Origin of the sequence: Pseudomonas sp. TNT3 (assembly GCF_010095445.2) — a bacterium.
GTDB lineage: Bacteria > Pseudomonadota > Gammaproteobacteria > Pseudomonadales > Pseudomonadaceae > Aquipseudomonas.
The window spans coordinates 1-23,655 of the sequence record NZ_WFGV02000009.1; the positions used below are offsets into that span (position 1 = coordinate 1).

At 58.9% G+C, this 23,655-nt stretch carries 19 protein-coding genes; 11 read left to right on the plus strand and 8 right to left on the minus strand.

All coding sequences use genetic code 11. The annotated features are described in order from the left end of the window. Together GBC55_RS08025 and GBC55_RS08030 are read right to left on the minus strand one after the other, a co-directional pair. A partial coding sequence (locus GBC55_RS08025; RefSeq protein ID WP_247266880.1) for a DUF2339 domain-containing protein occupies nt 1–2,720 on the minus strand: 2,720 nt, incomplete at its 3' end. A 171-nt stretch (nt 2,721–2,891) separates the two neighbouring features. After that, on the minus strand, nt 2,892–5,342 hold the full coding sequence (locus tag GBC55_RS08030; RefSeq protein WP_162436956.1) for a glycogen/starch/alpha-glucan phosphorylase: 2,451 nt from the start codon (nt 5,340–5,342) through the stop codon (nt 2,892–2,894). Nucleotides 5,343–5,601: 259 nt separating this feature from the next. Here GBC55_RS08030 and GBC55_RS08035 point away from each other — a divergent pair, with 259 nt between their 5' ends. Then, nucleotides 5,602–6,042: a YkgJ family cysteine cluster protein gene (locus GBC55_RS08035; RefSeq protein ID WP_178114283.1), complete on the plus strand. Its 441-nt coding sequence runs from the start codon at nt 5,602–5,604 to the stop codon at nt 6,040–6,042. Nucleotides 6,043–6,214: 172 nt separating this feature from the next. Here GBC55_RS08035 and typA read toward each other — a convergent pair whose 3' ends face one another. Both typA and thiI read right to left on the minus strand, forming a co-directional pair. Beyond that, nucleotides 6,215–8,035, minus strand: a complete 1,821-nt coding sequence (gene typA, locus GBC55_RS08040) for a translational GTPase TypA (protein ID WP_162436958.1) — start codon at nt 8,033–8,035, stop codon at nt 6,215–6,217. Nucleotides 8,036–8,174: 139 nt separating this feature from the next. Continuing rightward, on the minus strand, nt 8,175–9,629 hold the full coding sequence (gene thiI, locus GBC55_RS08045) for a tRNA uracil 4-sulfurtransferase ThiI (protein WP_162436959.1): 1,455 nt from the start codon (nt 9,627–9,629) through the stop codon (nt 8,175–8,177). A 331-nt stretch (nt 9,630–9,960) separates the two neighbouring features. On the opposite strand from thiI, the gene glnA reads away from it, so the two are divergent. The 5 genes from glnA to ntrC all read left to right on the plus strand — a co-directional run bounded on the left by glnA (nt 9,961) and on the right by ntrC (nt 15,488). After that, a complete protein-coding gene (gene glnA / locus GBC55_RS08050; protein WP_162436960.1) occupies nt 9,961–11,367 on the plus strand; it encodes a type I glutamate--ammonia ligase in 1,407 nt (468 codons plus the stop codon). 244 nt (nt 11,368–11,611) lie between these two features. Then, nucleotides 11,612–12,121: a DUF4124 domain-containing protein gene (locus GBC55_RS08055; RefSeq protein WP_162436961.1), complete on the plus strand. Its 510-nt coding sequence runs from the start codon at nt 11,612–11,614 to the stop codon at nt 12,119–12,121. After that, on the plus strand, nt 12,118–12,738 hold the full coding sequence (locus GBC55_RS08060; protein ID WP_162436962.1) for a DUF4124 domain-containing protein: 621 nt from the start codon (nt 12,118–12,120) through the stop codon (nt 12,736–12,738). The genes GBC55_RS08055 and GBC55_RS08060 overlap by 4 nt, the downstream gene beginning before the upstream one ends. A gap of 231 nt (nt 12,739–12,969) precedes the next feature. After that, a complete protein-coding gene (gene glnL / locus GBC55_RS08065) occupies nt 12,970–14,055 on the plus strand; it encodes a nitrogen regulation protein NR(II) (protein ID WP_162436963.1) in 1,086 nt (361 codons plus the stop codon). Continuing rightward, on the plus strand, nt 14,052–15,488 hold the full coding sequence (gene ntrC / locus GBC55_RS08070; RefSeq protein WP_054055303.1) for a nitrogen regulation protein NR(I): 1,437 nt from the start codon (nt 14,052–14,054) through the stop codon (nt 15,486–15,488). The genes glnL and ntrC overlap by 4 nt, the downstream gene beginning before the upstream one ends. A gap of 551 nt (nt 15,489–16,039) precedes the next feature. Here the strand turns inward: ntrC and GBC55_RS08075 are convergent. Continuing rightward, nucleotides 16,040–16,480, minus strand: a complete 441-nt coding sequence (locus tag GBC55_RS08075; protein ID WP_162436964.1) for a hypothetical protein — start codon at nt 16,478–16,480, stop codon at nt 16,040–16,042. Here GBC55_RS08075 and trmL point away from each other — a divergent pair. Then, nucleotides 16,479–16,934: a tRNA (uridine(34)/cytosine(34)/5-carboxymethylaminomethyluridine(34)-2'-O)-methyltransferase TrmL gene (trmL, locus tag GBC55_RS08080; protein WP_162436965.1), complete on the plus strand. Its 456-nt coding sequence runs from the start codon at nt 16,479–16,481 to the stop codon at nt 16,932–16,934. The genes GBC55_RS08075 and trmL overlap by 2 nt on opposite strands. Nucleotides 16,935–17,042: 108 nt before the next feature. Here trmL and secB read toward each other — a convergent pair whose 3' ends face one another. Genes secB through GBC55_RS08095 form a run of 3 tightly spaced genes read right to left on the minus strand, consistent with a single transcriptional unit; the run spans nt 17,043 to nt 18,243 of the window. Beyond that, nucleotides 17,043–17,534, minus strand: coding sequence for a protein-export chaperone SecB (gene secB, locus GBC55_RS08085; RefSeq protein WP_162436966.1), 492 nt, complete (start codon nt 17,532–17,534; stop codon nt 17,043–17,045). Between the two features lie 39 nt (nt 17,535–17,573). After that, nucleotides 17,574–17,828: a glutaredoxin 3 gene (grxC, locus tag GBC55_RS08090; protein ID WP_010464569.1), complete on the minus strand. Its 255-nt coding sequence runs from the start codon at nt 17,826–17,828 to the stop codon at nt 17,574–17,576. A gap of 1 nt (nt 17,829) precedes the next feature. Next, nucleotides 17,830–18,243: a rhodanese-like domain-containing protein gene (locus tag GBC55_RS08095; protein ID WP_162436967.1), complete on the minus strand. Its 414-nt coding sequence runs from the start codon at nt 18,241–18,243 to the stop codon at nt 17,830–17,832. A 153-nt stretch (nt 18,244–18,396) separates the two neighbouring features. Here GBC55_RS08095 and gpmI point away from each other — a divergent pair, with 153 nt between their 5' ends. From gpmI to GBC55_RS08115, 4 genes are all read left to right on the plus strand, one after another. Continuing rightward, nucleotides 18,397–19,926 carry a 2,3-bisphosphoglycerate-independent phosphoglycerate mutase gene (gpmI, locus tag GBC55_RS08100; RefSeq protein ID WP_162436968.1) on the plus strand — a complete coding sequence of 510 codons (1,530 nt, stop codon included), beginning with the start codon at nt 18,397–18,399 and terminating at the stop codon, nt 19,924–19,926. Between the two features lie 252 nt (nt 19,927–20,178). Beyond that, on the plus strand, nt 20,179–21,480 hold the full coding sequence (locus GBC55_RS08105; RefSeq protein ID WP_162436969.1) for a murein hydrolase activator EnvC: 1,302 nt from the start codon (nt 20,179–20,181) through the stop codon (nt 21,478–21,480). 31 nt (nt 21,481–21,511) lie between these two features. Next, on the plus strand, nt 21,512–22,831 hold the full coding sequence (locus GBC55_RS08110) for a S41 family peptidase (RefSeq protein WP_162436970.1): 1,320 nt from the start codon (nt 21,512–21,514) through the stop codon (nt 22,829–22,831). A 1-nt stretch (nt 22,832) separates the two neighbouring features. Beyond that, a complete protein-coding gene (locus GBC55_RS08115) occupies nt 22,833–23,609 on the plus strand; it encodes a divergent polysaccharide deacetylase family protein (protein WP_162436971.1) in 777 nt (258 codons plus the stop codon). The last annotated feature ends 46 nt before the right edge of the window (nt 23,610–23,655 follow it).

Here is a 23,655-nt window from a genome sequence, read left to right on the forward strand (position 1 = left end):
ATGGGCGCCAAGCGCCGCACAGAGATGAAGTGCACGGCGAACACGGCGGCCCACGCCAACCAGCCGACATTGGCAGCCGGGTGGAACCGGGCGTACAAGGCGTCGAGCAGCACGAGACCGCCCGCCGGTATCAGCGAGAGACAAAGCAAGCCCAGCGATGACCATTCAAGGCGCAACGCCAACCACGTCCACAACGCGAAGCTCGCTGCCGTGGCGGCCAGAAGCAAGCTCGCTTGCAGGTCCACCGGCGCAAACCGCAGGATTTCCAGCCCCCACGCCAAGGCCCACCAACCCGCGCCCCACACCAGCAACACCTGGGACAAACGCTGCAAGCTGAGCGAATCGAACGCCGAGGCATGGGTGCCAAGTTGCAAGCGCCAGGCGCCGATCAATGCCGCCAGACCCAAGACCAGTGGCGTCCAGAAACCGCCGTGGGCCAGGGGTCGCAGACCCTCGTTGGTCAACGCACCGAACAGCTGCGGACCCGACAGCAAAAACGCCGTGCCGCCGATCACCTGCAACAGCAGACCGAAGATAAAACTCACTCGCTGCGTCAGGTACAGGCTCAGCCAGATGATGAACAGCCCGCTGGCCGCCCACACGGCGCTCGCTGTTTGCCAAGGCAGAACGAACAGCACCGCCAGGTTGATCAGCACCAGACCCGCCAGCAACACCACCGACAAACCGCGCAACAGCCGCGGATCACTGCGCACCATTTCGTCCCTTGCCGCCAGCAACGTCCCGGCAATCAGCGCCAGGCCGATCAACGACGCGCTGAGCAAGCCGCTCCAACCGGCACTGAATACGGCGCCTGTCTCGCCACTCGAACCTTGCAGCCGCATCAGGAACAACGCACCGCCCAGCAACTGCACGGCAAATGCACTGAACAGGAAGGTGCGCGATTGCAGGCGCAGCCCGACGAACAAGGTGGCCAGACCGGCGAGCGCCCAACTGATCGTCGTGCCTTGTGTGAAGAAGAACAACGGCGCCAACAGATAGAGGAACGTCAAACCCAGGCACGCCAACACAGGCAGCCCTTTGCGTTCCCATTCCGAGGTCTGTTCCGGCGTCGCTTTGCGCAATTGGTAGAAGCTGAACAGCAGCGCCACGCCGAGCATCAATGCCCCGAGCGGTGCCCCATCGAGCAGGCTACTTTCGCCGCCGCGCAGCTCGCTGAGAAATGCCACTGCCGCGCCCAATTGCAGCAGCAAGGCAAAGGCACGAGCCAACGGTCGTTGTTGACGCAGGCCGAGCCAGAAGATGCCCGCACTTTCCACGGCCCAAGCGGCCGAGGTCCAGCGAGCGTCGAGTCCCAACGGAATTGCCAGGCTGGTAAAAATCACGCCGAGTGCCAGGCAGGTTTCCGCTAACAGCAACGCCCGACCACCACTCAGTAAACGCGCCAGCCCCATGTAGATCATGCCCAGCGCCAGAGCGCTGAACGCCGCCGCGAACTCCAGATGCTGGACCAGCGCGAACTGCAAACCGAAGCCCACCAGTGGCGGACCAAACAGCATCGTGCCGTCGACGTAATCACCCTTGCGCGCCGACCAGCGCAACAGCGCCTCGCGACTGTCGTCCTCGGGCGCGTCGCTCATCTCCAGCAGTTTGCGCCGGGCAAACAGCAAGCCGATGGCCAGGTACATCAGGAAGAACAGGACAAGAAACGGCTCGGTGCTCCACAGCAGTTCCGGCGTATAGGAGCGCAATCCCCAGGCGAAACCGATGCCGAAGGTGCCGACGAAGCCAATCAGGTTCAGCAGTCGCCAGGCCTTGAACCAGGCAATGCCGAGAATGCCGGCGTTGAGTAACGCGAAGTAGCTGAACAGGGCGACATGGTTACCTGCGCCAGTCGACGTCAGAATCGGCGCGGCGAAACCGCCGAGTGCCGCAACAGCAGCCAGGCCCAATGCATCCTGAGTGATGGCGAGGATCGCCGAGAACACCGTCACTGCCACCAGCAATCCCAATGCGGCACCAGGGTCGAGCAACGGGTGCAAGCGCATCGCGGCAAATACCGTCAGATACAACACCGCGATCCCGGTGCCTTGCAACATGAGCGCGTATTGCCTGTTGCGCGTGCGCAGCCACCAACCTAAACCCAGCAAGCCCAAGGCAGCGCCAGCTACCCCGGCATAACGCAGTTCGATCGGCACCACCATGCCTTCAGTGGCATAGCGCAGCAGAAACGCCAGCCCGAGAAACAACAGCACCACGCCAACGCGCAGCACGGTGTTGCCGCCGAACAACCAGGCTCGAGCACCGTTGATGGCGCGCTCGATGAAGTTGGGGCCGCGTGGGGCGGCAGGCTCCTGGGGTTCGCGGGAGACCGGTTCTGGCTTCCAGGCGTCCACAGGCAGGGGTCGACTGGCTTCAGTGGACGCGGCGGTGACGGGTTCGAGTTCGGGAGGTAGCTCCCAGATCAGCTCTGGAGACTCAACGGGGATTTCATCGAGAATGAATTCAGGCGCCGGTTCGCTGCGTTCAGGCGCTTTGACGCCAGACGTCTCCAGCCATGCCAGCCGCTGCTGAACCGAAGTCAACGTGGCCTGCGTTTGCTCGAGCAACAGATGCTGGGCGGCGGTTTGCGAATCCAGACGGTTGATACGGATGGCTTGACCCATACCCAGACCGAGCAACGCGCCCAGCAGCGCATCGCTGAACGACTCGTCGAGTATCCAGCCGAGCACCAGCCCTATCAGCATGAAAATCCATTGCATGGTCGATATCCCTAAGCGCATTGGCCAATCCGGGAAGATTAGCGCAGCCCGACACTAAAAGATCGCAGCCTTCGGCAGCTCCTACAAAGGCGTGGCAAGACACGATCCTGTAGAAGCTGCCGAAGGCTGCGATCTTTTCCGGCACGCCAGTATATCGAGCCAGGCGAAGACTTACTCCAGCGCCTTCCAGATTTCCGTGGCGTACTCGCGAATCGTCCGGTCGGAAGAGAACCAGCCCATCCGCGACGTGTTCAGCACTGCCGAACGCCACCATTCTTTGGAATCGTGCCAATGCGCTTCGACCCGCATCTGCGCGTCCCAGTAGGAATCGAAATCGGCGCAGACCAGGAAGCGGTCGTAGTCGATCAACGAATCAATCAAACCTGCATAACGGGACGGATCATCCGGCGAGAACACCCCGCCGCGAATCGCCTGCAGCACGTCGTTGAGTCGGTGAGACGCCGCAATGTCCGGTGTCGCATTGAACTCGTGGTTCTGTTTGCGCGCTTCCACCTGCTGGGCGCTTAGGCCGAAGATGAACATATGCTCGGCACCAATGCGCTCGCACATTTCCACGTTGGCGCCATCCAGAGTACCGATCGTCAACGCGCCGTTAAGGCCGAATTTCATGTTGCTGGTGCCCGACGCTTCGAAGCCGGCGGTGGAGATCTGCTCCGACAGATCCGCGGCCGGAATAATGCTCTCCGCCAGGCTGACGTTGTAGTTGGGCAGGAACACCACTTTGAGCAAGCCGCGCACGGTCGGGTCGTTGTTGACCACCCGGGCGATGTCGTTGGTCAATTTGATGATCAGCTTGGCCTGGTGATAACTGGCAGCCGCTTTGCCGGCGAAAATCTTCACACGCGGCACCCAGTCGATTTCCGGCTCCGCACGAATCGCCTGATAGAGCGCCACGGTGTGCAGCAGGTTGAGCAGCTGGCGTTTGTATTCGTGGATCCGTTTGACCTGCACGTCGAACATGGCGGCCGGGTTGACTGCCACTCCGAGTCGCTCATGAATGATGTACGCCAGGGCTTTTTTGCTGTGCAGGCGCTGCTCGGCGAAGGCCTTGAGGAACGCCGGCTTCTCGGAGAAAGGTTCCAGGTCGAGCAGGCGCTCTTCCGGGTTATCCAGCAAGTCGGGGCCCAATGCGTCGACCAGCATAGACGTGAGTTCCGAGTTGGCCTGGTAGAGCCAGCGGCGGAAGGTGATGCCGTTGGTCTTGTTGTTGATCCGCTCCGGGTAGAGCTTGTGCAGTTCGGAGAACACGGTTTTGCGCATCAGCTGGGTGTGCAGGCCCGACACGCCGTTGACGCTGTGTGAGCCCAGGAATGCGAGGTTGCCCATGCGTACACGGCGGCCGTTGTCTTCCTCGATCAGCGACACCGCGCGCAAGACGTCGAAGTCGTGAATGCCTTTGGCCCGAAGCGAGTCGATGTGCTGGGCGTTGATCAGGTAAATGATCTGCATGTGCCGTGGCAGCATGCGTTCCATCAGGCCGACCGGCCAGGTTTCCAGCGCTTCCGGCAGCAGCGTGTGGTTGGTGTACGAGAGCGTATCCACCGTGACTTGCCACGCCGCATCCCAGGCGACGTCATAGACGTCGACCAGTTGCCGCATCAGCTCGGCCACCGCAATCGAGGGGTGGGTATCGTTGAGCTGGATCGCCGCATGGTCGCCCAGGGTCAGCACCGAGGTGTGCATGTTGCGGTGGCGCCGCAGAAGATCCTGCAAGGACGCGGCGACGAAGAAATACTCCTGACGCAGGCGCAGCTCCTGACCGGCTTCAGTGCTGTCTGCGGGGTAGAGCACGCGGGAAATACTTTCCGCCCGGGCGACTTCGGCGACGGCGCCCAAGTGGTCACCGGCGTTGAAACGTTCCAGGTGCAAATCTTCCATGGCACGGGCACGCCACAGGCGCAGCGTGTTGACGCTCGCCCCGCGCCAGCCGACTACCGGTGTGTCGTACGCAATGGCGCGAACGGTTTCCACCGGCGTCCACACCTGCTTGGACTTGCCAGCCTCGTCGGTGACGGTCTCAACGCTGCCACCGAAGCCGATGGGGTACACCACTTCCGGCCGTTCGAACTCCCATGGGTTACCGAAATCCAGCCAGTGTTCGGTTTGCTCTTGTTGCCAGCCATCGACGATGGCCTGGCGGAACAAGCCGTGCTCGTAACGAATACCATAGCCATGTCCGGCAATGCCAAGGGTCGACATGCTTTCCATGAAGCACGCTGCCAGACGGCCCAGGCCACCGTTGCCCAGGGCTGCGTCGGGCTCCAGCAAACGAATGCGTTCAATGTCGACGCCGAGTTCGGTCATGGCTTCGCGGGCAACGTCGAGCAGGCCGAGGTTGCTCAGGCTGTCGTAGAGCAGACGGCCGATAAGAAATTCAAGGGAGAGGTAATAAACGCGCTTCTGACCTTTGCGGTAGATCTGCCGCGTGTGATCCATCCAGTGCTCGACCATGTGATCGCGCGCGGCCAGGGCAATGGCTTCGAACCAGTCGTGGTCGAAGGCGTGATCGGGGTCTTTGCCCACCGCGTAGGTGAGTTTGGTCAAGACGGCGTCGCGAAATGCGGCCACCTCTGCTTCGCGAACAAGTGGTTCTTGAGTCATCGATAGGACCTCGAGCGAGCGTGGAGTAGTTGAGCCTAGACGGTCTGACAGGTCGTTGGAACTCTGGTTCGGCAGTTTTTCCCGTTAGTGCGAGATAGGTCGACATTAAAGAGTCATGTGCTGGAAATAATGCAGGGCCCGTGCCGAAATATGGCGGTTGAGAAGCGATATGCGAAAAAATCTGGCGAAAGGTTGTTCAAAAATCCACCAGTCCCGGTATGATCGCGCGCCCTGATGCACACGCTGGTAACAACCGATGATGAAGTCCAATCTGATCGCCGCTGCTGAGATCGATCGCCTCGATACCTGGGCCAAGTACTCTGCGCCGATGTGCGGTTCGTGCATATCCAGCTGCTGCACCCTGCCGGTCGAGGTCAAGATCAAGGATCTGATCCGTATCGGCATCGTCGACGAGTTCGAGCGCGGCGAACCGGCGAAGAACATCGCCAAGCGTTTGCAGAAGGAAGGGATCGTCGAGCGCTACAACCAGAAGTCCGAGATCTTCACCCTCCAGCGCATGAGCAATAACGATTGCCTGTACCTGGATCGTAAGAGTCGTCTGTGCACTATTTATGAAAAGCGCCCGGATACTTGCCGCAATCACCCAAAAATCGGCCCGCGGCCGGGCTATTGCGCTTACAAGCCCAAAGAAGTGGCGCGTGAAACCAGCAACTCGCGCCGTACCCTCGAGAAGTTTTAAACCCTAAAAAATCGCAGCCTCGTTTCACTCGACAGCTCCTACAGGGTTATGCGCATGCCCGTAGGAGCTGTCGAGTGAAACGAGGCTGCGATCTTTTGATTTTGCTCCAGACAAACAAAAACGCCCCCGACCTTGCGGTCGGGGGCGTTTTTTTGTCAGCTAACTAAATGACTTAGTTACCGGACTTCTTGGCAGCGCGGGTACGCTCGCTTTCGCCCAGGATCTTCTTACGAAGACGGATGGACTTAGGAGTCACTTCGCACAATTCGTCTTCTTGAACGAATTCCAGAGCTTGTTCCAGGGTGAAACGGATAGGCGGAACCAGAGCGATGGTTTCGTCTTTACCCGAGGCACGCATGTTGTCGAGCTTCTTGCCTTTGGTTGGGTTAACGCCCAGGTCGTTGTCGCGGCTGTTGATGCCGACGATTTGACCTTCGTACACGTCTTCACCGTGACCCAGGAACAATTTGCCGCGAGCTTGCAGGGTTTCCAGCGAGTAAGTCAGAGCCTTACCGGTAGCAACCGAAACCAGCACGCCGTTCTGACGGCCGGACATGTCGCCGGACTTCATCACGTCGTAACGGTCGAAGATCGAGGTCAGGATGCCTGCACCGGAGGTCAGGGTCAGGAACTCGTTACGGAAACCGATCAAGCCACGAGCCGGGATGTTGTACTCAAGGCGCACACGGCCCTTGCCATCCGGAACCATGTTGGTCAGGTCGCCTTTACGGATACCGATCTGCTCCATGATCGAACCTTGCGATTCTTCTGGCAGGTCGATGGTCACGTTTTCGTACGGTTCGTGCTTGACGCCATCAACCATGCGGATGATCACTTCCGGACGACCAACACCCATTTCGAAGCCTTCGCGACGCATGGTTTCGATCAGTACCGAGAGGTGCAGCTCACCACGGCCGGAGACTTTGAACTTGTCGGCGGTGTCGCCTTCTTCAACGCGCAGGGCAACGTTGTAGAGCAGTTCTTTGTCCAGACGCTCTTTGATGTTACGGCTGGTGACGAACTTGCCTTCACGGCCGCAGAACGGCGAGTCGTTAACCTGGAAGGTCATCGAAACGGTTGGTTCGTCAACGGTCAGCGGCTTCATCGCTTCGACGTTCAGTGGGTCGCACAGAGTGTCGGAGATGAACAGCTGGTCGAAGCCGCTGATGCAGACGATATCGCCGGCAGCTGCTTCTTCAACGTCGATACGGTGCAGACCGTGGTGACCCATCAGCTTCAGGATACGACCGTTACGGCGCTTGCCGTCAGCATCGATCGCAACAACCTGGGTGTTCGGCTTGACGCGACCACGAGCGATACGGCCAACGCCGATGATGCCCAGGAAGCTGTTGTAGTCCAGTGCCGAGATTTGCATCTGGAACGGACCGTCACGGTCAACTTTCGGTGCTGGTACGTTGTCGACGATCGACTGGTACAGCGGGGTCATGTCTTCAGCCATGTCGGTGTGTTCCAGACCGGCAATGCCGTTCAGGGCCGAGGCGTAGACGACTTTGAAGTCCAGCTGTTCTTCGGTAGCACCGAGGTTGTCGAACAGGTCGAAGATCTGGTCCAGAACCCAGTCCGGACGTGCGCCTGGACGGTCAACCTTGTTGATGACCACGATTGGACGCAGGCCGGCTTCGAAAGCCTTCTTGGTCACGAAACGGGTTTGCGGCATAGGGCCGTCTTGAGCGTCAACCAGCAGCAGAACGGAGTCAACCATCGACATTACGCGTTCAACTTCGCCGCCGAAGTCGGCGTGGCCCGGGGTGTCCACGATGTTGATGTGGTAGCCGTTCCAGTTGATGGCGGTGTTTTTCGCCAGAATGGTAATACCGCGCTCTTTCTCCTGGTCGTTGGAGTCCATCACGCGCTCGTCGTTGAGCTCGTTGCGCTCCAGGGTGCCGGATTGACGCAAGAGTTTGTCTACCAGGGTGGTCTTACCATGGTCAACGTGAGCAATGATGGCGATGTTGCGTAGATTTTCGATCACTTGTGTATCTCGATCAGAGGATTCGGTGTGCTGACAAGTCTTGGCAGCGATTTACAGTAGAGTCAGGCCTTGCCGTTACAGCTTGACGGCAGAGTCGGGGGGCCGGTGACGCAGGCCACAGGCATACAGCCCCGGGCTCTTAGCTCGGTCGATAAACGCGCACATTGGCATGCCCCTCACTGAGCAAATGGTGGGCATGCAGGCGACTCATCACGCCTTTGTCGCAATACAGCAGGTACTGGCGAGTAGGGTCCAGTTCCTTGAAACGAGCGTTCAATGCATAAAACGGCATCGTCTGTACCTCAATGCCAGCAATTGCCATCGGGTCGTCTTCAGCGGCATCCGGGTGACGGATATCGATGATGATCTGGCCCGCCAGTGCTTCGCTGACTTCTTCGATCTGCAAATCCTGGCCCAATTCGTCGATTACGCGATCGATTGGTACCAGCTTGGCGTTCTCGAGCGCACGCTCAAGAACCGCCATGTCGAATTCTTTCTCTTCATGCTCCACGCGCGGACGCTTGGCGTGGGTCTTGGGGTTCACCGAGATGACCCCGCAGTATTCCGGCATGTGCTTGGCGAAATCGGCGGTACCGATTTCGTTGGCCAGATCAATGATGTCCTGCTTGTGACTGGCGATCAGCGGACGCAAGACCAGCTTGTCGGTCACACAGTCGATCACGGACAGGTTCGGCAGTGTCTGGCTCGACACCTGGGAAATCGCTTCGCCGGTAACCAGCGCCTCGATCTCCAGCCGATCAGCGATTCGGGATGCAGCGCGCAACATCATACGCTTCAAAACCACACCCATATGACTGTTATCGACTTTCCCGAGAATTTCTCCCAGTACTTCCTCGAACGGCACACTGACAAATAACACGCGTTGGGAGCTTCCGTACTTCTTCCAGATGAAGTGCGCGACTTCCATCACGCCCAGCTCATGGGCCCTTCCGCCCAGGTTGAAGAAGCAGAAATGGCTCATCAGCCCGCGGCGCATGATCTGGTACGCGGCCACGGTGGAGTCGAAGCCGCCGGACATCAGTACAAGCGTCTGCTCCAGGGCACCCAGCGGATAACCGCCGATGCTGTTGTGCTGGTTGTGGATCACGAACAACCGTTTGTCGCGAATTTCGATGCGAACTTCGATTTCCGGCTCTTTCAGCGAGATTCCGGCAGCGCCGCACTGACGACGCAGTTGGCTGCCGACGTATTTCTCGACGTCCATCGAGCTGAATTCATGCTTGCCGGCACGCTTGCAGCGCACCGAAAAAATCTTCCCTGCCAGCGCGTCACCGAAGTGCTGTTTGCACTTGGCAACGATGTCGTCGAAGTCGCCCAAAGGGTACTCGTCGACCTGCAGGAAATGCGCGATACCCGGCATGCAGCTCAGGCGCTCGGTCATCTCCTTCAGTACTTTGGGCTCGGCTACGCGGGTTTCAAGCTCGAGATTGTCCCACACACCGTTCACCACCACGGCCGGGTCCAAGTCGCGGAGCACGGTGCGGATGTTTTTGGCCAACTGGCGGATGAAACGCATCCGTACCGGGCGGCTCTTGATGGTGATCTCGGGGAAGACTTTTACGATTAGTTTCATGAAAACAGCGCGCGCTGGGCCAGCCGAAAAAGGGGGGCGCGGATTATAGCGGAAATTGCTCAAGGTTTAACCAGTTAATGTGCAGAAGGTTTTGCGCGCACCAAAACAGGTCATTTACTGAAAACAGCGCCACATTACAGGGCGATATTTTTCAGTAAACGTCTTATCAAGCCTTTATAAGCGTGAATTTGGGGCAAAAAACCCACGGTGGGGCACTGGCATGCAATTTGCTCCCTTGTGAGGCAGGTTGCCTTGGCAGAGTATTCGCGCCGGCATCACCCACATTCTAAGGGCATCCACTACTTAAGCCCGAAGCCACCCGGAGGACACTATGTCGAAGTCGGTTCAACTCATCAAAGATCATGACGTCAAGTGGATTGATCTGCGCTTCACGGACACCAAAGGCACTCAGCACCACGTGACCATGCCGGCTCGCGACGCGCTGGATGACGCTTTCTTCGAAGAAGGCAAAATGTTCGACGGTTCCTCCATCGCTGGCTGGAAAGGCATCGAAGCTTCCGACATGATCCTGCTGCCGGACGACAGCACTGCCGTTCTCGATCCGTTCACCGAAGACCCAACGCTGATCATCGTGTGCGACGTCATCGAGCCGTCGACCATGCAGGGCTACGACCGTGACCCACGTGCGATCGCCAAGCGTGCCGAGGAATACCTGAAGTCGACCGGTATCGGCGATACCGTTTTCGTTGGCCCGGAGCCAGAGTTCTTCATCTTCGACCAAGTGAAATTCAAGTCGGACATCTCCGGCTCGATGTTCAAAATCATCTCCGAACAAGGTTCGTGGATGTCTGACCAGGACGTCGAAGGCGGCAACCACGGCCACCGTCCAGGCATCAAAGGCGGCTACTTCCCGGTTCCACCGTTTGACCACGACCACGAAATCCGTACCTCCATGTGCAACGCCATGGAAGAAATGGGCCTGGTCATCGAAGTGCACCACCACGAAGTGGCAACTGCTGGCCAGAACGAAATCGGTGTGAAGTTCAACACCCTGGTCGCCAAGGCTGACGAAGTTCAGACCCTGAAGTATTGCGTACACAACGTGGCTGTTGCTTACGGCCGTACTGCTACCTTCATGCCTAAGCCTCTGTACGGCGATAACGGTTCGGGTATGCACGTTCACCTGTCCATCGCTAAAGAAGGCAAGAACACCTTCGCTGGCGAAGGCTATGCCGGCCTGTCCGACACCGCCCTGTTCTTCATCGGCGGCATCATCAAGCACGGTAAGGCACTGAACGGCTTCACCAACCCGTCGACCAACTCCTACAAGCGTCTGGTCCCAGGTTTCGAAGCGCCAGTGATGCTGGCCTACTCGGCTCGCAACCGTTCCGCTTCGATCCGTATTCCTTACGTGTCCAGCCCTCGCGCTCGCCGTATCGAAGCTCGCTTCCCGGATCCGGCAGCCAACCCGTACCTGGCCTTCGCTGCCCTGGTAATGGCTGGTCTGGACGGTATCCAGAACAAGATCCACCCTGGCGATGCAGCTGACAAAAACCTGTACGACCTGCCGCCTGAAGAGGCGAAAGAGATCCCACAAGTTTGCGGCAGCCTGAAAGAAGCCCTGGAAGAGCTGGACAAAGGTCGTGCGTTCCTGACCAAAGGCGGCGTTTTCAGCGACGACTTCATCGACGCTTACATCGCTCTGAAAAGCGAAGAAGAAATCAAGGTCCGTACCTTCGTACACCCACTGGAATACGAGCTGTACTACAGCTGCTGATCCGGTAGCGCCTGCGCAAGCGGCGTGACAAAGAGAGGCCTCCTTCGGGAGGCCTTTTTTGTGGGCAAAGTCAAAAGATCGCAGCCTTCGGCAGCTCCTACTTTGGAACGCGTACAACCTGTAGGAGCTGCCGAAGGCTGCGATCTTTTGATCTCGCTTTTATGCACCCGAATGTTAACAACTTGGGTCAACCGCCAGCCCTGACCTATGCTGCACCCCAACGCTTTCGTTTCTGGTCGATTTTATGGGTCGTGGTTTTCTATTGATGTTGCTGCTGATCGCCCTGCCTGCCGCAGCGCAGATCTATAAGTACACCGACGCCGCCGGCAATACCGCGTACAGTAATCAGCCGCCCGATGGCGTGCAGGCGCAACCTGTCGACTTGCCACCCCTGAACAGCGTCGAGCGACAGGCCCCTCCTGCACCAGCTGCCGAAGCCAGTAACCGTCAGCAGCCACTGAGCGCCTATGAGGTGCTTGAGCTGACCAACTTGCCCACCACCGAAGCCCTGCGCGCCAACAACGGCACGTTCACGGTCAATGTGCAGATCAAACCTCGCCTGCAAGGACCTCATCTGTTCAGGCTGTTGCTGGATGATCAACCTTACGGCCAGCCGAGCAACGTACCGATCCTGCAACTGGTCAACATTGATCGCGGTGAACACAGCCTCGCCGTTCAGGTCATCGATGGAGAAAGCATCATTCAGCAAAGCCCGACCATCACCTTCACTGTGCAACGGGTCCATAAACCGTGAGGGCGTGGCTGCTGCTGGCCTGCCTGATCGCGCTGCCCGTGGCGGCCGAGGTCTTCACCTATACCGACGCCCAGGGCAATCGGGTCTTTACCGATCAACCCGGCACGGGCAACGCCAAACGTGTGCCGATGGCGCCGAGCAATCGGATGTCCGCCAACCCGACCGGCGCAGTACCCGTCATTATCGGGAAGAAAACGGCAACACCACCGCCGTTTCATTACGACATGCTGAGAGTGCTGATACCGGAACCCGACGCCACGGTCCGCAGCAGCGCCGGTGAACTGATTGTCAGCGTCACCAGCGAACCGGGCCTGCAACGAGGTCACCGCTATCGCCTGCTGGTGGACGGCCAGCCCACGTCCGAACCCGGACGGAGCCCGGTGTTTGCCCTGAACAACCTCGACCGCGGCTCCCACAACCTGTCGGTGGAAATCATTGACGAGCAGGGCCGCACCGTCGAGCGCACTGCCAACCAGCCCTTCCACATGCTGCGTATTTCCCTCGCGCAAAAACGCCAGGTCAAACCCTGCGTGCTGACCGATTACGGTCAGCGACCCGAATGCCCGCTCAAAGAAAAACCCGAAGAAGAAAAAAATCCCTTCCTGCGCTTCTTTTAATTGTCACTTACGATTGCGCACTGTATTGGTGCGAATCGCGCCATCGTTCCCAACTTCCATCCCATTTTGGTTCGAAAGTACCCGTGATAGCTGGCAGAACGCCACGTAAATGAGCGTCAAACGCCCGTTTCAGGCCTTAAACGCTTCTTTTCGGAGCCTTGGTTTGGTTTTTGCATTTTCCCCGCATCAGCGCTTTATTCATGCGCGCGCCCTGCTCCAAAAGAGGTCCTGATGACCATTAGCGACGCACTGCATCGATTGCTACTCGACAACCTCACCACCGCCACCATCCTGCTCGACGCCGAACTGCGCCTCGAGTACATGAACCCGGCGGCTGAAATGCTGCTGGCCATCAGCGGCCAGCGTAGCCATGGGCAGTTCATCAGCGAGTTGTTCACCGAGTCCACCGAAGCACTGAATTCTCTGCGCCAGGCAGTCGAGCAGGCCCATCCGTTCACCAAGCGCGAAGCGATGCTTACTGCCCTCACCGGCCAGACGCTGACCGTCGACTACGCGGTGACACCGATCCTGGCCAACGGCGCCACCATGCTGCTGCTGGAAGTCCATCCCCGTGACCGCTTGCTGCGGATCACCAAGGAAGAGGCGCAGCTGTCGAAGCAGGAAACCAGCAAGATGCTGGTGCGCGGCCTCGCCCATGAAATCAAGAACCCGCTCGGCGGGATTCGTGGTGCCGCGCAATTGCTCGCCCGTGAACTGCCGGAAGAAAGCCTGCGCGATTACACCAATGTGATCATCGAAGAAGCCGATCGCCTGCGTAACCTCGTCGATCGCATGCTCGGCTCCAACAAGCTGCCGTCACTGGCCATGTGCAACATCCACGAAGTGCTGGAGCGCGTCTGCCATCTGGTCGAGGCCGAAAGCCAGGGCTGCATTACCTTGGTGCGCGATTACGACCCAAGCATTCCCGACGTCCTGATCGACCGCGAACAGATGATTCAGGCGGTGTTGAACATCGTGCGCAACGCGATGCAGGCCATCAGCAGCCAGAACGAGCTGCGCCTGGGCCGCATCAGCCTGCGTACCCGCGCCATGCGCCAGTTCACCATCGGCCATGTGCGCCATCGCCTCGTGACCAAGATCGAAATCATCGACAACGGTCCCGGCATTCCTGCGGAACTGCAGGAAACCATCTTCTTTCCCATGGTCAGCGGTCGTCCGGACGGTACCGGACTGGGCCTGGCCATTACCCAGAACATCATCAGCCAGCACCAGGGCCTGATCGAATGTGACAGCCATCCAGGCCACACAACCTTCTCGATCTTTCTGCCACTGGAACAAGGAGCCACATCGACATGAGCCGTAGTGAAACCGTGTGGATCGTCGATGACGACCGATCAATCCGTTGGGTTCTGGAAAAAGCCTTGCAGCAGGAAGGCATGACCACGCAAAGCTTCGACAGCGCCGATGGCGTGATGAGCCGCCTGGCGCGTCAGCAGCCGGACGTGATCATCTCCGACATCCGCATGCCGGGCGCCAGCGGTCTGGACCTCCTGGCGCGGATTCGCGAGCAACACCCACGGCTGCCGGTCATCATCATGACCGCGCACTCCGACCTGGACAGCGCTGTCGCGTCCTATCAGGGCGGCGCATTCGAATACCTGCCCAAGCCGTTCGACGTCGACGAAGCCGTGTCCCTGGTCAAGCGCGCCAACCAGCACGCTCAGGAACAGCAAGGCCTGGAAGTGCCGGTCGCCCTGACCCGCACCCCGGAAATCATCGGTGAAGCGCCGGCGATGCAGGAAGTGTTTCGCGCCATCGGGCGCTTGAGCCACTCCAACATCACCGTGTTGATCAATGGTGAATCCGGGACCGGCAAAGAGCTGGTGGCGCATGCCCTGCACCGCCACAGCCCTCGCGCGGCGTCGCCATTTATTGCGCTGAACATGGCGGCAATTCCGAAAGACTTGATGGAATCCGAGCTGTTCGGTCACGAGAAGGGCGCGTTTACCGGCGCAGCCAACCTTCGTCGCGGGCGTTTTGAACAGGCTGATGGCGGCACGTTGTTCCTCGACGAAATCGGCGACATGCCGGCAGATACGCAAACCCGCTTGCTGCGCGTGCTGGCGGACGGCGAGTTCTACCGCGTTGGCGGTCATACGCCGGTCAAGGTGGATGTGCGAATCATTGCCGCGACGCACCAGAACCTCGAAACCCTGGTGCACGCGGGGAAATTCCGTGAGGACTTGTTCCATCGCCTCAACGTGATCCGCATTCACATCCCGCGCCTGTCAGACCGTCGCGAAGACATCCCGACCCTCGCCAAACACTTCCTCAGCCGCGCCGCGCAAGAACTCGCGGTTGAGCCAAAGCTGCTGAAAAGTGAAACCGAGGAATACCTGAAAAACCTGCCGTGGGGCGGCAACGTGCGCCAGCTGGAGAATACCTGCCGCTGGATCACGGTGATGGCTTCCGGCCGTGAAGTGCACATCAGCGACTTGCCACCAGAGCTGCTGAACCTGCCGCAGGATTCGGCGCCGGTCACCAACTGGGAACAAGCATTGCGCCAGTGGGCAGACCAGGCGCTGGCTCGCGGTCAGTCGAGCTTGCTTGACAGCGCCGTGCCGGCCTTTGAGCGAATCATGATTGAAACCGCCCTGAAACACACCGCTGGCCGTCGCCGCGATGCTGCGGTTTTGTTGGGCTGGGGACGAAATACCCTGACTCGCAAGATCAAGGAACTGGGGATGAAAGTTGATGGTGGGGATGATGATGAAGGGGAAGAGGGCTAATTAGTCTGTAGATCTTCGCTGATCGTTAGATCCATTCGCGGGCAAGCCCGCTCCCACAGTGATCTTTGGTGCTTTCACAATTTTGTGTACACCGCTGAATACTGTGGGAGCGGGCTTGCCCGCGATGCTTTTGGGGGTTCGGTGCACCGACTGAAGGCACCGTGAACCGCAATCGCGCACAAACACTGCCTTCAAATCCCACCTTTTTTCGCAATCGAACGCCCACCGAAAAAACACGAAAGCCCCGCAATACGGGGCTTCCAGCATTCAACGACGACTTTCTGTTTCAACTTGTTAAAAGCTGGCACGCCCCCTGCAATAGTCCCTTCAGTGATTCGATTCACTACCCAGTTTCGGGGACCTTGGTACAGGCAGGCCGGGGATTCCCCTCTTTACACCGGGCTCATACCGCACTTGCGACGAGCCACGCAGTTTTGGGGCCCTTGATACAGGCAGGTCAGGGGTTCCTTCTTTACACCGGGTTCACGAGGCAACGCGTGATCCCTCCCGTTTTGGGGACCTTGGTACAGGCAGGCCGGGGATTCCCTCTTTTATTGCTCTCGGAGATGGATCTCCAGTCGCCAGCGGTCGTCGACCTCGCTACCAGCCCATTCGCCCTGAAGCGGTCGGGCCGCCACCACCGTCAGCAACAACCCCCCATCACTCAAACGTACACGCCAGTTCACGCCTTTGTCGTTGAGCTTGAGCTGACCGTTCTGCGCCTTGCCTTCGGCACTGAACAACAGCGCCACACTGCCGTCCACGATCTCGCCATGGACCTTGGGTTCGTTGTTGAACCACAGCACCAGGCCATCGCTCGTCACGTCGACCTGCTGCAAAGTGCTGGGATCCGGCGTGGTCAGGCGACCGATCATCAATCCCACCATAACCCCGACAATCGCCAGCGAACCCATCACCCGTGGGAATAGTTTCGAACGCTTGTCCGCTTGCGGCGTAGAATGCCGGTCATCTTTACCTTCGGAGCCGTGCATGTTTCACGTCATCCTTTTCCAACCAGAAATTCCGCCGAATACCGGCAACGTTATCAGGCTGTGCGCCAACAGTGGCTGCCACCTGCATTTGATCGAACCGCTGGGTTTCGAGATGGACGACAAGCGCCTGCGCAGGGCCGGCCTCGACTATCACGAATACGCCACCCTGCAACGCCACGCCGACCTTGCCAGTTGCCTGGAAAGCCTTGGCCACCCGCGCCTGTTCGCCTTTACCACCAAGGGCTCGCGGCCGTTCCACGATGCCAGCTTTGCAGAAGGCGATGCGTTCCTCTTCGGTCCGGAAAGCCGCGGCCTGCCCGCTGACGTACTGGACGCCCTGCCCGGCGAGCAACGCCTGCGGCTACCGATGCGCGAAGGCTGCCGCAGCCTGAACCTGTCGAACACCGTGGCGGTGGCCGTTTACGAAGCGTGGCGGCAAAACGGCTTCAAATAACCCGAAGATCTTTTTCGTCTGACAGAAACAATCGCGGGCAAGCCCGCTCCCACAGGTTTTGCACGATCCTGTGGGAGCGGGCTTGCCCGCGATTTTCAACAGCGCTGCTTATTGAACGGTCGGAGTTTCGCCAGTCGCCTGCATGCGTTGCAGTTCTTGTGCGTACAGCGCGTCGAAGTTCACTGGAGCCAGCATCAGAGCAGGGAACGAACCACGGGTAACCAGGCTATCCAGGGTTTCGCGAGCGTACGGGAACAGGATGTTCGGGCAGAACGCGCCCAGGGTGTGGCTCATCGAAGCGTCGTCCAGGTTCTTGATCAGGAAGATCCCGGCCTGTTGCACTTCAGCGATGAACGCCACTTCGCCGTTTTCGCCGTTCTTCACGGTCACCGACAGGGTCAGCACCACTTCGTGGAAGTCAGCTTCCAAAGCCTTTTGACGGGTATTCAGATCCAGACCAACGCTCGGTTCCCATTGCTGGCGGAAGATCGCTGGGCTTTTCGGGGCTTCGAAAGACAAGTCACGTACGTAGATGCGCTGCAAAGAGAATTGCGGCGAGGTGTCTTCTTCGCTAGCTGCTGTGTTCTGTTGGTCAGTCATCTCAGATCCTTTCTGATCTTGGGTCTTATAGGGAAGGAATTAGGCCTTGAGCATCGCATCGAGCTTGCCGGCGCGCTCCAGGGCAAACAAATCATCACAGCCACCAATGTGGCGCTCACCGATCCAGATCTGCGGCACGGACGTACGCCCGGCTTTCTGGGCCATGGCGGCACGCACCTGCGGCTTGCCATCGACCTTGATCTCTTCGAAGGCCACGCCTTTGTTCTCGAGCAGGTACTTGGCTCGCGAGCAGTAAGGGCAGTAATCGCTGGAATAGACGACGACGTTGCTCATATCACTTCACCAGCGGCAGGTTGTCGCCTTTCCAGCTGGAAATCCCGCCGGACAGCTTGGCCGCAGTGAAGCCCGATTTCATCAATTCGCGAGCGTGAGTGCCAGCGGTCTGGCCCATGGCGTCAACCAGGATGATGGTCTTGGACTTGTGCTTCTCCAACTCACCGACGCGAGCGGTCAGCTTGTCGTGAGGAATGTTCAACGCGCCAACAATGTGACCGGCGGCGAAGTCCTTGGTCGGACGAATATCGATCACCACGCCCTCGTCCTTGTTGACCAGCCCGGTCAGTTCACCGGTGCTCAGGCTACGGCCGCCGCCTTTCATCTCATGGGCGATCAGCAGAGCCAGCAGAACGGCGAAGATACCGACGAGCAGATAGTGGGTGGTGGCAAATGCAATCAGGTGATCAACCATTGAAGGAGGTTCCAGGGCGTTAAAATGTCGGCCAGTATACACAGCCCCTATGGTGGGCCAAACCCCGTCCGGCGGTGACGCAGCCGGAACTTAGCTTTAAACTCCTACTCCCTTTTCCATCGCCCTCTTTTAACTCAGCCACGAGTGGAATCCATGACTACCACGCCTAAACCTTTGGTCCTGATTATTCTCGACGGCTTCGGTCACAGCGACAGCCCTGAATCCAACGCCGTGTTCGCGGCCAAGAAGCCCGTACTGGACCGTTTGACTGCCACCGTGCCAAACGGCCTGATCTCGGGCAGCGGCATGGATGTCGGTCTGCCGGATGGCCAGATGGGCAATTCAGAAGTCGGCCACATGAACCTTGGTGCCGGCCGCGTGGTGTATCAGGATTTCACGCGCGTCACCAAATCGATCCGTGATGGCGAATTCTTCGAGAACCCGACCATTTGCGCCGCCGTGGATAAAGCAGTCGCTGCCGGCAAAGCCGTGCACTTCATGGGCCTGCTGTCCGATGGCGGCGTTCACAGCCACCAGGATCACCTGGTTGCCATGGCTGAACTGGCCTTCAAACGCGGCGCCGAAAAAATCTACCTCCACGCCTTCCTCGACGGTCGCGACACCCCGCCAAAAAGCGCTCAGTCGTCTATCGAACTGCTCGATGCAACGTTCGAGGCTCTCGGTAAAGGCCGGATCGCCAGCATTGTTGGCCGTTATTTCGCCATGGACCGCGATAATCGTTGGGACCGTGTATCGCAGGCTTACAACCTGATTGTCGACGGTAACGGTGAATTCAACGCTGCCACTGCTCAGGAAGGTCTGCAAGCAGCCTACGACCGTGGCGAGAGCGATGAATTCGTTAAAGCCACCTCCATCGGCGAGCCGGTCAAAGTCGAAGACGGCGATGCCGTCGTATTCATGAACTTCCGTGCCGACCGCGCCCGCGAACTGACTCGCGTGTTCGTCGAAGACGATTTCAAGGAATTCGAACGCGCCCGCCAGCCGAAACTGGCCGGCTTCGTAATGCTGACCCAATACGCCGCCAGCATTCCTGCCCCCTCGGCGTTTGCCGCCGGCAGCCTGGAAAACGTGTTGGGCGACTACCTGGCGAAAAACGGTAAAACCCAGCTGCGCATCGCTGAAACCGAGAAATACGCCCACGTCACCTTCTTCTTCTCCGGCGGTCGCGAAGAACCGTTCCCGGGCGAAGAACGTATCCTGATCCCGTCGCCAAAAGTCGCCACCTATGACTTGCAGCCCGAGATGAGCGCCCCGGAAGTGACCGATCGCATCGTCGACGCTATCGAAAACCAGCGTTACGACGTGATCGTGGTCAACTACGCCAACGGCGACATGGTCGGCCACAGCGGCGTGTTCGATGCGGCGGTCAAAGCCGTTGAATGCCTGGACCTGTGTGTCGGCCGTATCGTCGACGCGCTGGACAAGGTTGGCGGCGAAGCGCTGATCACGGCTGACCATGGCAACGTCGAGCAAATGGCCGACGAATCCACCGGCCAGGCTCACACCGCCCACACCACCGAGCCTGTGCCGTTCATTTATGTCGGCAAACGCGACTTCAAGGTGCGCAATGGCGGCGTGTTGGCGGATGTGGCGCCGACCATGCTGATGCTGCTGGGGATGGAAAAACCGGAAGAAATGACGGGCACTTCGATCCTCGTGTAACCCGCCGGTCAAATCACCACCAAGCCCTGTGGGAGCGGGCTCGCCAGCGATAGCAATCTGACAGCCAACATCACTGTTGAATGTTAAGACGCCATCGCGGGCAAGCCCGCTCCCACAGTGGTTTGTGGTGGTTTCAAAGATTAATCACACCCACTTGCCAGCCCGGTTATCACACAACCCCAATTGGGCGTTTTTTTTGCGGCGCTTGGCGGGCATACTAGGCCGTCCCTTTCCCTGGTGTCGCCCGCCTCTATGCTTCGCGTCCTGATAGCCCTTGCTCTGACTTGCCTGCTCCAACCGGCCTTCGCTGACGAGCGCGCGCAAACCCAACAACAGTTGGACGCCACGCGTCAGGACATTGCCGAGCTGAAGAAACTGCTGGGCAAGATTCAGGAAGAAAGGTCCGGTGTGCAAAAAGACCTGAAGGGCACCGAAACCGAGATGGGCAAACTCGAAAAGCAGGTCGATGCCCTGCAAAAAGAGTTGAAGAAAAGCGAATCCGAGCTGCAACGACTCGATGCGGAGAAAAAAAAACTCCAGAGCGCGCGCACTGAACAGCAACAACTGATCGCCATTCAGGCCCGTGCGGCCTATCAGAATGGTCGCCAGGAGTATCTGAAACTGCTGCTCAACCAGCAGAACCCGGAAAAATTCGCCCGCACCCTCACCTATTACGACTACCTGAGCCAGGCCCGCCTGGAACAGCTGAAGAACTTCAACGAAACTCTGCGCCAACTGGCCAATGTCGAAAAAGACATCGACATGCAGCAGGCGCAGTTACTCGTACAGAAAAGCAGCCTCGACAGTCAGCGTGACGAACTCGACAAGGTTCGCAAAGAGCGCCAGCAAGTCCTGGCCAAGCTCAATGAAGACGTAAAGGCTCGCGATCAAAAACTGGCGTCCCGCGAGCAGGATCAGGCAGACCTGTCTAAAGTCCTTAAAACCATTGAAGAAACCTTGGCCCGTCAGGCCCGTGAGGCAGAAGAAGCGCGGCAAAAAGCGCTGATCGCCCAGCAGGAAGCCGAAAAAAAGCGTTTACGTGAGGCCCAGGCAGCAGCAGACGCGGCCGATACGACCGACGCCCCACGCAAACCTGTCAAATCGACACCCGGCGCCCTTGTTTCAAGTTCAGGCGAGACCTTCGGTGGCGCGTTTGCTTCAACTCGGGGAAAACTTCCTTGGCCTGTTGATGGTCGACTGCTGGCGCGCTTTGGCGAATCCCGTGGCGACGACGCTCGTACCAAATGGGACGGCGTGATGATCAGTGCGTCCGCCGGCAGTCAGGTACATGCCGTTCACGGCGGCCGCGTGGTGTTTGCCGACTGGTTGCGTGGTGCCGGCCTGCTGGTGATTCTCGATCACGGCAACGGTTTCTTGAGTCTTTATGGTCACAACCAGACGCTGCTGAAGTCTGCGGGTGATGTGGTTAAAGCCGGTGAGTCCATCTCCACTGTCGGTAGCAGTGGCGGGCAGGACACACCAGCGCTGTATTTCGCAATTCGTCAGCAGGGTCACCCGAGTGATCCGGCACAATGGTGTCGCGCGCAAGGATAAGCGCCTTACCTAATTCAGGAGTTCGTTCGACATGCTGCATCTGTCCCGCCTTACCTCGCTGGCCCTGACGATCGCTCTGGTGATCGGCGCGCCTCTGGCGTTCGCCGCTCAACCTGCGCCAGCGGTTGCACCTGCGGGCACTGCTGCGACCACCAAGGCACCACTGCCTCTGGAAGAGTTGCGCACATTTGCCGAGGTCATGGACCGGATCAAAGCTGCTTATGTCGAACCGGTAGACGACAAGACCCTGCTGGAAAATGCCATCAAAGGCATGCTCAGCAACCTCGACCCGCACTCCGCCTACCTTGGCCCGGAAGATTTCGCAGAGTTGCAGGAAAGCACCAGCGGCGAGTTTGGTGGCCTGGGTATCGAAGTGGGCGCCGAAGACGGTTTCATCAAGGTGGTATCGCCAATCGATGACACCCCGGCGTCCAAGGCCGGCATTCAGGCGGGCGACTTCATCGTCAAGATCAACGGCCAACCGACTCGCGGCCAGAGCATGACTGAAGCCGTGGACAAGATGCGCGGCAAGATCGGTCAGAAAATCACCCTGACCCTGGTACGTGACGGCGGCACACCGTTTGACGTGACCCTCGCACGCGCCATCATCCAGGTGAAGAGCGTGAAGGCTCAGTTGCTCGAGTCGGGCTACGGCTATATCCGCATCACTCAGTTCCAGGTCAAGACCGGCGAAGAGGTCTCCAAGGCCCTGGCCAAGCTGCGCAAGGACAATGGCAAGAAACTCAAAGGTGTCATCCTTGACCTGCGCAACAATCCGGGCGGCGTGCTGCAAGCAGCGGTGGAAGTGGTCGACCACTTCATCACCAAGGGCTTGATCGTCTACACCAAGGGTCGCATCGCCAACTCCGAATTGCGCTTCTCGGCCACTGGAAAGGATGAAAGCGAAGCGGTGCCAATGGTCGTGTTGATCAACGGCGGCAGCGCCTCGGCCTCGGAAATTGTCGCCGGCGCCTTGCAGGATCAGAAACGCGCAGTGGTCATGGGCACCACAAGCTTCGGTAAGGGTTCGGTCCAAACCGTACTGCCGCTGAACAACGACCGCGCACTGAAGATCACCACTGCGCTGTATTACACGCCGAATGGCCGCTCGATCCAGGCCCAGGGCATCGTCCCGGACATCGAAGTGCGCAAGGCCAAGATCACCAGCGAGCAGGATGGCGAGTACTTCAAGGAAGCCGATCTGCAAGGGCACCTGGGTAATGGCAATGGCGGCGAAGACAAGCCGACCGGCTCGGGCGCCAAACCCAAGGTAATGCCGCAGGACGACGATTACCAATTGGCCCAGGCGCTGAGCCTGCTTAAAGGGCTGAGCATCACCTCCGGCCGCTGAGATGCGCCTGCGGTTAGCCCTCGGCCTGCTGTGCTGTCTGATGGGTGTTGCGCACGCAACGCCCGCCAAGCCGGCTCCGCAAAAGGCCTACCTGAGCCTGATCATCGATGACCTGGGGCAGAACCTGCCTCGGGATCGCCGCGTGCTCGCCCTGCCCGGCCCGGTCACGGCTGCGATCATGCCTGATACGCCCCACGCCACTGAATTCGCCCGCGAAGCCCATCGCGCCGGCAAGATAGTCATTCTGCACATGCCTATGGACCCGGCTACCGGCCCGTTCGCCTGGCACCCTGACTTACCCCTCGACGAGCTGGAAAAACGCCTGAACGCGGCATTCAAAATGGTCCCCTACACCGCAGGCATCAACAACCACATGGGCAGCCGCATGACCTCGCAACCGGCTGCAATGGCCTGGTTGATGGCGCACTTGCAGCGCAAGCACAAATTCTTCGTCGACAGCCGTACCAGCGCGCAAACAGTAGCGGCTGCCGAGGCGCAGAAGATTGGATTGGCAAGCGTATCCCGGGACGTTTTTCTGGATGACGAGCGCACTGAAGCGGCGATCTTCACCCAGTTACAGACGGCCATCAGCCTGGCGCGTAAACAGGGTTCGGCAGTGATGATCGGGCATCCATATCCGCAGACGCTGGCGGTACTGGAGCGTGAGTTGCCGAAACTCAAAGGACAGGGTATCGACTGGATTGATATCAAGCTGATGATAAGCGTGCGTGGAAACCGTGCGACAGCGGCTCATGGCAAAGACGGTATTTACCGGTAATACCCCCGCCGCACTCACCCATAAATAATTACCGCCGAACGCTTCG

Excerpts from the sequence above, each read along its gene's own strand:
- GBC55_RS08030 (WP_162436956.1), bottom strand. The coding sequence starts at position 5,342 with ATGACTCAAGAACCACTTGTTCGCGAAGCAGAGGTGGCCGCATTTCGC.
- GBC55_RS08035 (WP_178114283.1), top strand. The coding sequence starts at position 5,602 with ATGAAGTCCAATCTGATCGCCGCTGCTGAGATCGATCGCCTCGATACC.
- thiI (WP_162436959.1), bottom strand. The coding sequence starts at position 9,629 with ATGAAACTAATCGTAAAAGTCTTCCCCGAGATCACCATCAAGAGCCGC.
- glnA (WP_162436960.1), top strand. The coding sequence starts at position 9,961 with ATGTCGAAGTCGGTTCAACTCATCAAAGATCATGACGTCAAGTGGATT.
- GBC55_RS08055 (WP_162436961.1), top strand. The coding sequence starts at position 11,612 with ATGGGTCGTGGTTTTCTATTGATGTTGCTGCTGATCGCCCTGCCTGCC.
- glnL (WP_162436963.1), top strand. The coding sequence starts at position 12,970 with ATGACCATTAGCGACGCACTGCATCGATTGCTACTCGACAACCTCACC.
- ntrC (WP_054055303.1), top strand. The coding sequence starts at position 14,052 with ATGAGCCGTAGTGAAACCGTGTGGATCGTCGATGACGACCGATCAATC.
- trmL (WP_162436965.1), top strand. The coding sequence starts at position 16,479 with ATGTTTCACGTCATCCTTTTCCAACCAGAAATTCCGCCGAATACCGGC.
- GBC55_RS08075 (WP_162436964.1), bottom strand. The coding sequence starts at position 16,480 with ATGCACGGCTCCGAAGGTAAAGATGACCGGCATTCTACGCCGCAAGCG.
- secB (WP_162436966.1), bottom strand. The coding sequence starts at position 17,534 with ATGACTGACCAACAGAACACAGCAGCTAGCGAAGAAGACACCTCGCCG.
- grxC (WP_010464569.1), bottom strand. The coding sequence starts at position 17,828 with ATGAGCAACGTCGTCGTCTATTCCAGCGATTACTGCCCTTACTGCTCG.
- GBC55_RS08095 (WP_162436967.1), bottom strand. The coding sequence starts at position 18,243 with ATGGTTGATCACCTGATTGCATTTGCCACCACCCACTATCTGCTCGTC.
- gpmI (WP_162436968.1), top strand. The coding sequence starts at position 18,397 with ATGACTACCACGCCTAAACCTTTGGTCCTGATTATTCTCGACGGCTTC.
- GBC55_RS08105 (WP_162436969.1), top strand. The coding sequence starts at position 20,179 with ATGCTTCGCGTCCTGATAGCCCTTGCTCTGACTTGCCTGCTCCAACCG.
- GBC55_RS08110 (WP_162436970.1), top strand. The coding sequence starts at position 21,512 with ATGCTGCATCTGTCCCGCCTTACCTCGCTGGCCCTGACGATCGCTCTG.
- GBC55_RS08115 (WP_162436971.1), top strand. The coding sequence starts at position 22,833 with ATGCGCCTGCGGTTAGCCCTCGGCCTGCTGTGCTGTCTGATGGGTGTT.